This window comes from Pseudonocardia lacus (assembly GCF_018531445.1).
GTDB classification, from domain to species: domain Bacteria; phylum Actinomycetota; class Actinomycetes; order Mycobacteriales; family Pseudonocardiaceae; genus Pseudonocardia; species Pseudonocardia lacus.
Window position 1 is genome coordinate 1 of record NZ_JAHDTH010000272.1, and the last position, 8590, is coordinate 8590.

The window sequence follows — 8590 nt, forward strand, 5'->3', positions numbered from 1 at the left end:
CGCCGTGCGCGCGGTCGTGCCGGGGGCCACCAGGTCGGCCAGCTCGGCCAGCGCGTCGGCGGCGGCGCCGCCCCGCCCGACCACCGGGTGCACCTGCGCGCCGGGCGGGACGAGGTCGCCGTCGCGGTCGGGGTAGGCGAAGAAGGCCACCGGCGAGCGCGCGCCCACCAGCACGACGTGCCGGGCGCCGCCGAGCTGGTGGTCGGCCATCTCGCGGGCGTAGCCCAGCCGGCCGGCCGGCGCGACCCCGGCGCCGCGCTCCAGGCGCGTCGGGAACGTCTCGACGAGCAGCTTGGCCCCGGTCGCCGCGGCGATCCGGTCGGCGGCGGCCAGGCCGGCGGCCAGCGTGGCGTCGCCGCCGATCAGCAGCACGCACGGGGCACCGGAGGTGAGCGCGTCCGCGGCCTCCCGGACCGCGTCGGAGCTCGCCCGCTCGCCCGGACCGGGAGCAGGGGCCACCGCGGCCCGTCCGCCGTCGCCCCAGCTGACGTCGGCGGGCAGCACCAGCGTGGCGACCTGACCGGCACGCGCCGCGGCGACCGCGTCGGCGGTGTCGGCCCCGATGCGTGCGGGGGCGGAGGTGGAGCGCACCCAGCCCGAGACGGCGCCGGCGATCGAGGCGATGTCGGACTGCAGCGGGGCGTCGAGGTGGACGTGGTCGGTGCCGTGGTCGCCGATCACGTTCACCAGCCCGACGCCCGCCCGGCGGGCGTTGTGCAGGTTGGCCAGCCCGTTGCCCAGCCCCGGGCCCAGGTGCAGCAGGGTGGCCGCGGGGCGCCCGGCCATCCGGGCGAAGCCGTCGGCCGCGCCGGTGGCGACCCCCTCGAACAGCGTGAGCACGCCGCGCATGGCCGGGACGCCGTCGAGTGCGGCGACGAAGTGCATCTCCGAGGTGCCGGGGTTGGCGAAGCAGACGTCGACGCCGCTGTCGACGAGCGTGTGCAGCAGGGCGTGGGCGCCGTTGGCGGTGGCGTCGGCGGCGGCCGGAGCGGCCGTCCTCCGGGTGCTGGTGTCGGTGCTGCTGGTGTCGGTGCTGCCGGAGTCGGTACGGGCGGTGTCGGTCATGTCAGGCCGCCTGCCCGGTGGTGACCTCGACCGAGGTGGCCGGTGGGGTCGTCAACGTCTGCAGCACGACGCAGTAGCGCTCGGTCAGCCGGACGAGCGTGTCGACCTGCTCGCGCGGTGCCGTCGTGTCGAGGTCGAAGAACAGCCGGACGTCGCGGAAACCGACCGGGGCCTGCTTGTCGACGCCCAGCGTGCCGCGGAAGTCGAGGTCGCCCTCCGCGCGGACCCTGCCGGTGGCCTCGATGCCCAGTGAGGTGGCCACCGCCCGCAGGGTGACCCCGGCGCACGCCACCAGTGCCTCGAGCAGCATGTCGCCCGAGCAGAGCTGGGTGCCGTCGCCGCCGGCCGCCGGGTGCAGCCCGGCCTCGGCCAGCGCCCCGGCCGTGCGCACGGAGCAGGCGATGCCCGAGCCGTCCAGGTCCCCGTCGGCGCGCAGCGTGACCACCGCCTTGTCCGGGTCGGCCGAGTAACTCGCCTTGAGGGGTGCCTGGGTGGCCTTGAGCGCCGCTGCATCCATGGCCGCGATCGTGCCTCCTCGCGCCCGCCGACGCACCTGCCCCGCCGGGGCGCCCTAGGCTGCGCGGGGGCCACCGGGGCCCCGGGGGAGGGGCTGGCCGTGGCGGAGGCGGACGTGCCGGACGGGTCGGGCCCGCCGGCGTCGGTCGGCGACCTGCGCGAGGAACTGCGCGCCGTCGGCCGCGACCGGCTGCTCACCGTGCCCAACGCCCTCAGCCTGCTGCGGCTGGCCGGCGTGCCGCTGCTGCTGTACCTGCTGATCGGGCTGCAGGCCGACGGCTGGGCGGTGGTCGTGCTGATGGTGGGCGGCATCACCGACTGGGCCGACGGCAAGCTGGCCAGGGTCCTGGGCCAGTACAGCCGCCTCGGCGCGCTGCTCGACCCGGCGGTCGACCGGCTCTACATCCTCGCGGTGCTCATCGGGCTGGGCGTGCGCGGCATCGTGCCGTGGTGGGCGATCGGCGTGCTGGTGGCCCGCGACCTCGTGCTCGCGCTCACCCTGCCGGTGCTGCGCCGCCGCGGCTACGGCCCCTACCCGGTGACCTACGTCGGGAAGGGCGCCACCTTCCTGCTGCTCTACGCGTTCCCGCTGGTGCTGCTCGGCCAGACCGACACCTGGGCGGCGCCGATCGCGCTGCCGCTGGGCCTGGCGTTCGGGATCTGGGGAACCGCCCTCTACCTGTACTCGGGCCTGCTGTACCTGGCCCAGTTCGGCCTCGCGCTGCGCACCCCCACCCCGACCGGGCCCGCACCGGGCGACCACTAGGCTCGCTCCCGTGATTCCCGAGGACCTGCGCTACACCGATGCGCACGAGTGGGTGCGCGACCTCGGCGAGGGGGTGGTCCGGGTCGGGATCACCGACCACGCCCAGAGCCAGCTCGGCGACGTCGTCTTCGTCCAGCTGCCCGCCGTCGGCGACAGCGTCACCGCCGGGACCGCGGTCGGCGAGGTGGAGTCCACCAAGTCGGTCTCCGACATCTACGCGCCCCTCACGGGCACCGTGGTCGCGGTCAACGAGGCGCTCGCCGACACCCCGGAGCTGGTCAACTCCGGTCCCTACGGCGACGGGTGGATGATCGAGGTCCGGCTGGACGACGCCGCGGGCGCGGCGCCGCTGGACGACCTGCTCGACCCGGCCGCCTACCGGGATCTCACCGGTAGCTGACCGGCACCGACGCGGGGCCGGGCACGCGGTAGGTTGACCGGACCGATCGCGTCGCGCGCGGCCTGCACACATCCCGAGGTCCGGTCGGGTCGACGACCCGCTCCGGGTCCACCGTTCCCACGCAGGAGGAGACACCGAAGGTGACCATGAACGACGGGCCGGGCGTTCCGCCGGAGCGTTCCCCGGAAGCCACTTCGGTCTTCCGCGCGGACTTCCTGTCCGAGGCCGAGCCCCCCGCCCAGGACCAGTCGGTCTCCGGCGTCGACGCGCTGCCGGCCGGTGCCGCGCTGCTGGTGGTCAAGCGCGGGCCGAACGCGGGCTCGCGGTTCCTCCTCGACCGCGCGTCGACCAGCGCCGGGCGCCACCCGGACAGCGACATCTTCCTCGACGACGTGACCGTCTCGCGCCGGCACGCCGAGTTCCGCAACGACGCCGGCGAGTTCGTCGTCGTCGACGTGGGCAGCCTCAACGGCACCTACGTCAACCGCGAGCCGGTGGACACGGCGGTGCTGGCCAACGGCGACGAGGTGCAGATCGGCAAGTTCCGGCTGGTCTTCCTCACCGGGCCGCGGGACCACTGAGCCCGGCCGCGTCGAGCGGGCCCCGGGTCGGCGGACGAGCCGCCGGCCTGGCAGCCGCGCGCGTACCGGACCTTTCGGGCGGCGACGGCGCCGGTCACGGTGGCGAACCGCGCGGCTCCGGACCGCGCGGGGGCGGGCGCAGGCCCGATGTGCCGTGTAGCGTCGACACAGCAGGACGTCATGAGGAGGAGTGCGCATGAGCGAGATGCGCGTCGTGGGTGTCCGGGTCGAACTCCCCGCGAACCAGCCGATCCTCCTCTTGCGGGAGACCACCGGCGACCGCTACCTCCCGATCTGGATCGGATCGGTGGAGGCCACCGCGATAGCCCTGGAGCAGCAGGGGGTCAAGCCGGCCCGGCCGCTGACCCACGACCTGCTCAAGGACGTCATCACGTCGCTGGGCCGCCGCCTGGAACAGGTGCGGATCACCGACCTGCAGGAGGGCACCTTCTACGCCGAGCTGGTGTTCGACGGCGGGGTCAAGGTGTCGGCCCGCCCGAGCGACTCGGTGGCGCTGGCGCTGCGGATCGGGGTGCCGATCCACGCCGAGGAGAGCGTGCTCACCGAGGCCGGTCTCGTCATCCCCGACGAGCAGGAGGACGAGGTCGAGAAGTTCCGCGAGTTCCTCGACTCGATCTCCCCGGAGGACTTCCGCGGCGCCCAGCCCTGACCGTTTCCTGACCCTGGCGCCGCGCGCCCACCCCGGCCGACCAGCCACGATCGGCCGCACGCGCCGCCCGGCCGGGTCCGCGGGCGGGTCGTTCAGCAGGGCCGGACGGGGGACACGCCCGTGACCGGGTGACTCGACCGGCGCGCCGCGTTGACCGGGTGCCGGTGCGCGCTTACCGTCGGCTCCGAACAGCGGGTCCGCGCGCGCGGACCCCGGTGGAAGGAGTTCGGTGGAGAACCCGCCGTCGATGCCCGAGCAGGGCGAGCTCTTCCCGGATCCCCTCCTGGGGACCGGTCTGGACGGGCTGCCCGACCAGCTCGTCGGTTTCCGGGGGCCCACCGCGTGCCAGGTCGTCGGCATCACCTACCGGCAGCTGGACTACTGGGCGCGCACCGGTCTGGTGGCGCCCTCGATCCGCGGCGCGGCCGGGTCCGGCTCGCAGCGGCTGTACTCCTTCAAGGACGTGCTGGTCCTCAAGGTCGTCAAGCGGCTGCTCGACGCCGGGGTGTCGCTGCAGAACATCCGGGTGGCGGTCGAGCACCTGCGCCGGCGCGGCATCCGCGACCTGGCCGGCATCACGCTCTTCAGCGACGGCACCACGGTCTACGAGTGCTCGTCGCCGGAGGAGGTCGTCGACCTGCTGCGCGGCGGCCAGGGCGTGTTCGGCATCGCCGTGGGCGGGGCGATGAAGGAGATCAGCGGCTCCATCAAGGACTTCCCGGTCGAGCGCGCCGACGGCGGCACCGTCGACGACGCCCCCGAGGACGAGCTGTCCCGGCGCCGGGCGCGCCGCGCCATCAGCTGACGCGGCGCCACCGGCCCGCCCGGCGTCACGCGTTGGACGAGAACGGGTCGTGCTCGGCGAGCAGCTTCTCCAGCCGGGCCTGGTCGACCCGGGTGAGTACCGCCGTGGACTCCTGCCGGTCGCGCACGACCTTGGCCAGGGTGAACGTCGAGGTCACGAGGTAGAGCACGCCGACGGCCAGGAAGGCCCGGATCCACGGGTCGGCGGGCAGGTAGGCGACCGCGACGCCGACGGCGGTCACGGCCGCGCCGAACGAGATCATGGACTGGACGAAGAAGGCGGACGTGGGACCGGAGTTCGGCGTCGTCGTCGAGGACATGGCGGAATCCTGGTCCCGGCGAGCTGTGGCTACCTCCGGGTAACTACCGACCGCGCGACACGATCCGGCCACCCCGCGTGACCGCCGGACGCGCCCCGGGGCGCGTCCGCGACATCCGTCGCGATCGCACCGGGACGTCGGCTGGATGATCGCGCGAGCGGGGCCTACCATCGGCCCCGCGGTCGTCGACCCCGCGCGGGAGAGTCCCGGTGGCTGGAGCACCAGCCGACCGGGCGCCGAAGGAGCAAATCCTCCCCGGAACCTCTCAGGCACCCAGGACCGCGCGGTCGAGGCGCCTCTGGAGCGCCGCCGGCGCGGTGTGCACGCGGCACCGTTCGGCGTGACAGAGGGGGAGGGCCGGTCCTGCCTGCCCCGTCCCCCGGAGGTGCTCGTCGTGGATTCCCGCGTTCCCCTGTCCGAACTGGAAGCCGGCGTCCCGTTCGCCGAGCGGCACATCGGGCCCCGCTCCGCCGAGCTGGAGCGCATGCTGGCCGCGGTCCGCGCGTCCTCGCTGGAGGAGCTGGCCGACGCCGCCGTGCCCGACAGCATCCGCGACCGCGAGCCGGTCGCGACCACGCTGCCGCCCGGGGCGTCGGAGTCGACCGTGCTGGCCGAGCTGCGCGCCCTCGCGGCCCGCAACACGGTGACCGTGCCCATGATCGGGCTGGGCTACAGCGGCACGATCACCCCGCCGGTCGTGCGCCGCCACGTGCTGGAGAACCCGGCCTGGTACACCGCCTACACGCCCTACCAGCCCGAGATCAGCCAGGGCCGGCTGGAGGCGCTGCTGACCTTCCAGACCACCGTCGCCGACCTGACCGGCCTGCCGGTGGCGGGGGCGTCGCTGCTGGACGAGGCGACCGCGGCGGCCGAGGCGATGACCCTGCTGCGCCGGGCCGGGCGGGCGTCCTCGCCGCGGTTCGTCGTCGACGCCGACACGCTGCCGCGCACGCTCGACGTGCTGCGCACGCGGGCCGAGCCGCTGGGCATCGAGCTCGTGGTCGCCGACCTGGCCGCCGGGCTGCCCGACGGCGAGTTCTACGGCGTGCTGCTCAGCTACCCGGGCGCGTCCGGCGCGGTCCGCGACATCGGCCCCACCATCGAGGCCGCGCACGAGCGCGGGGCGCTGGCCGCCGTCGCCGCCGACCTGCTCGCGCTGACCCTGCTCACCCCGCCCGGCGAGCTGGGCGCCGACGCCGTCGTGGGCACCACCCAGCGCTTCGGGGTGCCGCTGGGCTTCGGCGGCCCGCACGCCGGCTACCTCTCGGTGCACCAGAAGCACGCCCGCCAGCTGCCCGGCCGGCTGGTCGGGCTCTCCCGCGACGCCGACGGCAACCCCGCGCTGCGCCTGGCGCTGCAGACCCGCGAGCAGCACATCCGCCGGGAGAAGGCGACCTCCAACATCTGCACCGCCCAGGTGCTGCTGGCCGTCGTCGCCGCCTGCTACGCCGTGCACCACGGCCCCGACGGCCTGCGCCGCATCGCCCTGCGCAGCCACCGGATGGCCGCGGTGCTGGCCGCGGGCCTGCGCGCCGGCGGGGTCGAGGTGCTGCACGAGGAGTTCTTCGACACCGTCGGGGTGCGGGTGGCCGGGCGGGCCGAGGCGCTGGCCGACGCCGCGCACGACGCCGGCATCGCGCTGCGCCGCGTCGACGCCGACACCCTGGGCATCGCCTGCTCCGAGGTGACGACCACCGCGCACCTGCGCACCCTCTGGGAGGTGTTCGGGGTGCCCGCCGCGGATCCCGCCGACCTGGACGCGGCCACCCCCGACGCGCTGCCCGACGGCCTGCGGCGCACCAGCGACTACCTGTCGCACCCGGTGTTCCACGAGCACCGCTCGGAGACCTCGCTGATGCGCTGGCTGCGCCGGCTGGCCGACGCCGACCTGGCCCTGGACCGCACGATGATCCCGCTGGGCTCGTGCACCATGAAGCTCAACGCCGCGGCCGAGATGGAGCCCATCACCTGGCCCGGGTTCGCCGACCTGCACCCGTTCGCGCCGGCGGCCGACGCGGCCGGCACGCTGGAGCTGATCGCCGACCTGGAGCGCTGGCTGGCCGAGCTGACCGGCTACGCCGCGGTGTCGCTGCAGCCCAACGCGGGCAGCCAGGGCGAGTTCGCCGGGCTGCTGGCGATCGCGGCCTACCACCGCAGCCGCGGCGAGGGCCACCGCGACGTCTGCCTGATCCCGGCCAGCGCGCACGGCACGAACGCCGCCTCGGCGGTGATGGCCGGGATGCGGGTGGTCGTGGTGGCGACCGGCCCGACCGGCGACGTCGACCTCGACGACCTGCACGCCAACATCGCCCAGCACCGCGACGCGCTGGCCGCGCTGATGATCACCTACCCGTCCACGCACGGGGTCTACGAGGCCGCGGTGCGTGAGGTCTGCGACGCCGTGCACGAGGCGGGCGGGCAGGTCTACGTCGACGGCGCCAACCTGAACGCGCTGGTCGGGCTGGCCCGGCCGGGCGCCTTCGGCGGCGACGTCAGCCACCTGAACCTGCACAAGACGTTCTGCATCCCGCACGGCGGCGGCGGCCCGGGCGTGGGCCCGGTCGCGGTGGCCGAGCACCTGGCGCCGTTCCTGCCCGATCGCGGCACCGTCGGCGCGGTGTCGGCGGCCCCGTACGGCAGCCCCGGCGTGCTGCCCATCTCGTGGGCCTACGTGCGGCTGATGGGGCCGGAGGGCCTGCGCCGCGCCACGCTGACCGCCGTCCTGGCCGCCAACTACGTGGCCGCCCGCCTGCGCGAGCACTACCCGGTGCTCTACGCGGGCGCCGACGGGCACGTGGCCCACGAGTGCATCCTCGACCTGCGCGGGATCACCAAGGACACCGGCGTGAGCGTCGACGACGTGGCCAAGCGGCTGGCCGACTACGGCCTGCACGCCCCGACCATGTCGTTCCCGGTGGCGGGCACCCTGATGGTCGAGCCGACCGAGAGCGAGGACCTGGCCGAGATCGACCGCTTCATCGACGCGATGATCGGCATCCGCGCCGAGATCGCCCGGGTGGCCGCGGGGGAGTGGCCGGCGACCGACAACCCGCTGCGCAACGCCCCGCACACGGCGGCCAGCCTGCTGGGCAAGTGGGACCACCCGTACCCGGCCGATCTGGCCGGCTACCCGACCGGTGCGGTGCCGGGCGTGCACGACCGCAAGGTCTGGCCGCCGGTGCGCCGCGTCGACGGGGCGCACGGCGACCGGAACCTGGTCTGCAGCTGCCCGCCGGTGGAAGCGTTCGCCGAGTCCCGCTAGCGGCGGGGCCCCCGGGTCTCGCGGCGCCCGCGCGTCGAACCGCGATCAGGGGTGGATGGGCCCCCTCCGGCCCACCCACCCCTGATGCGATGAAGGAGCGGGGCCTCCGCTCCTCGTGACCCTCGGCTCATGCTCGAGGTGTGCACGCCATCGATTCGAGGAGGCCCCTGTGAGCGGAGCATACGAGGGACGCCAGATCGTCGGGG

Annotated in this window: 9 protein-coding genes and 1 riboswitch; of the genes, 6 read left to right on the plus strand and 3 right to left on the minus strand. The window is 75.0% G+C overall.

Features of this window, described 5'->3' with window-relative positions; genetic code table 11:
* Positions 1-1065, minus strand: a 1065-nt coding sequence (locus KIK08_RS35095; RefSeq protein ID WP_214407628.1) for an acetolactate synthase large subunit, incomplete at its 3' end; no start/stop codon positions are given.
* Between the two features lies 1 nt (position 1066).
* A complete protein-coding gene (locus KIK08_RS35100; RefSeq protein ID WP_214407629.1) occupies positions 1067-1582 on the minus strand; it encodes an OsmC family protein in 516 nt (171 codons plus the stop codon).
* Positions 1583-1735: 153 nt separating this feature from the next.
* On the opposite strand from KIK08_RS35100, the gene clsA reads away from it, so the two are divergent.
* The 5 genes from clsA to KIK08_RS35125 all read left to right on the plus strand — a co-directional run bounded on the left by clsA (position 1736) and on the right by KIK08_RS35125 (position 4803).
* Entirely contained in the window at positions 1736-2347 is a 612-nt protein-coding gene (gene clsA / locus KIK08_RS35105; protein ID WP_214407633.1) for a cardiolipin synthase ClsA, read from the plus strand.
* Positions 2348-2357: 10 nt separating this feature from the next.
* The gene (gcvH, locus tag KIK08_RS35110) at positions 2358-2747 is read left to right on the plus strand and encodes a glycine cleavage system protein GcvH (protein ID WP_214407630.1); all 390 of its coding nucleotides are present in this window, start codon (positions 2358-2360) and stop codon (positions 2745-2747) included.
* 140 nt (positions 2748-2887) lie between these two features.
* On the plus strand, positions 2888-3328 hold the full coding sequence (gene garA, locus KIK08_RS35115; RefSeq protein ID WP_308258092.1) for a glycogen accumulation regulator GarA: 441 nt from the start codon (positions 2888-2890) through the stop codon (positions 3326-3328).
* A gap of 196 nt (positions 3329-3524) precedes the next feature.
* Positions 3525-3998: a bifunctional nuclease family protein gene (locus KIK08_RS35120; protein WP_214407631.1), complete on the plus strand. Its 474-nt coding sequence runs from the start codon at positions 3525-3527 to the stop codon at positions 3996-3998.
* Positions 3999-4245: 247 nt separating this feature from the next.
* On the plus strand, positions 4246-4803 hold the full coding sequence (locus KIK08_RS35125; RefSeq protein WP_214407635.1) for a MerR family transcriptional regulator: 558 nt from the start codon (positions 4246-4248) through the stop codon (positions 4801-4803).
* A gap of 25 nt (positions 4804-4828) precedes the next feature.
* Here KIK08_RS35125 and KIK08_RS35130 read toward each other — a convergent pair whose 3' ends face one another.
* Entirely contained in the window at positions 4829-5122 is a 294-nt protein-coding gene (locus KIK08_RS35130; protein ID WP_214407632.1) for a YiaA/YiaB family inner membrane protein, read from the minus strand.
* Positions 5123-5308: 186 nt separating this feature from the next.
* A riboswitch (glycine riboswitch) is annotated at positions 5309-5414 on the plus strand.
* A 102-nt stretch (positions 5415-5516) separates the two neighbouring features.
* Between KIK08_RS35130 and gcvP the strand changes: the two genes are divergently transcribed.
* Positions 5517-8384 (plus strand): aminomethyl-transferring glycine dehydrogenase, encoded by a 2868-nt coding sequence (gcvP, locus tag KIK08_RS35135; protein WP_308258093.1) that lies wholly within the window; start codon positions 5517-5519, stop codon positions 8382-8384.
* The last annotated feature ends 206 nt before the right edge of the window (positions 8385-8590 follow it).

Coding starts and splice junctions, on each gene's coding strand:
- KIK08_RS35100 (WP_214407629.1), bottom strand. CDS start 1,582: ATGGATGCAGCGGCGCTCAAGGCCACCCAGGCACCCCTCAAGGCGAGT.
- KIK08_RS35120 (WP_214407631.1), top strand. CDS start 3,525: ATGAGCGAGATGCGCGTCGTGGGTGTCCGGGTCGAACTCCCCGCGAAC.
- KIK08_RS35125 (WP_214407635.1), top strand. CDS start 4,246: ATGCCCGAGCAGGGCGAGCTCTTCCCGGATCCCCTCCTGGGGACCGGT.
- KIK08_RS35130 (WP_214407632.1), bottom strand. CDS start 5,122: ATGTCCTCGACGACGACGCCGAACTCCGGTCCCACGTCCGCCTTCTTC.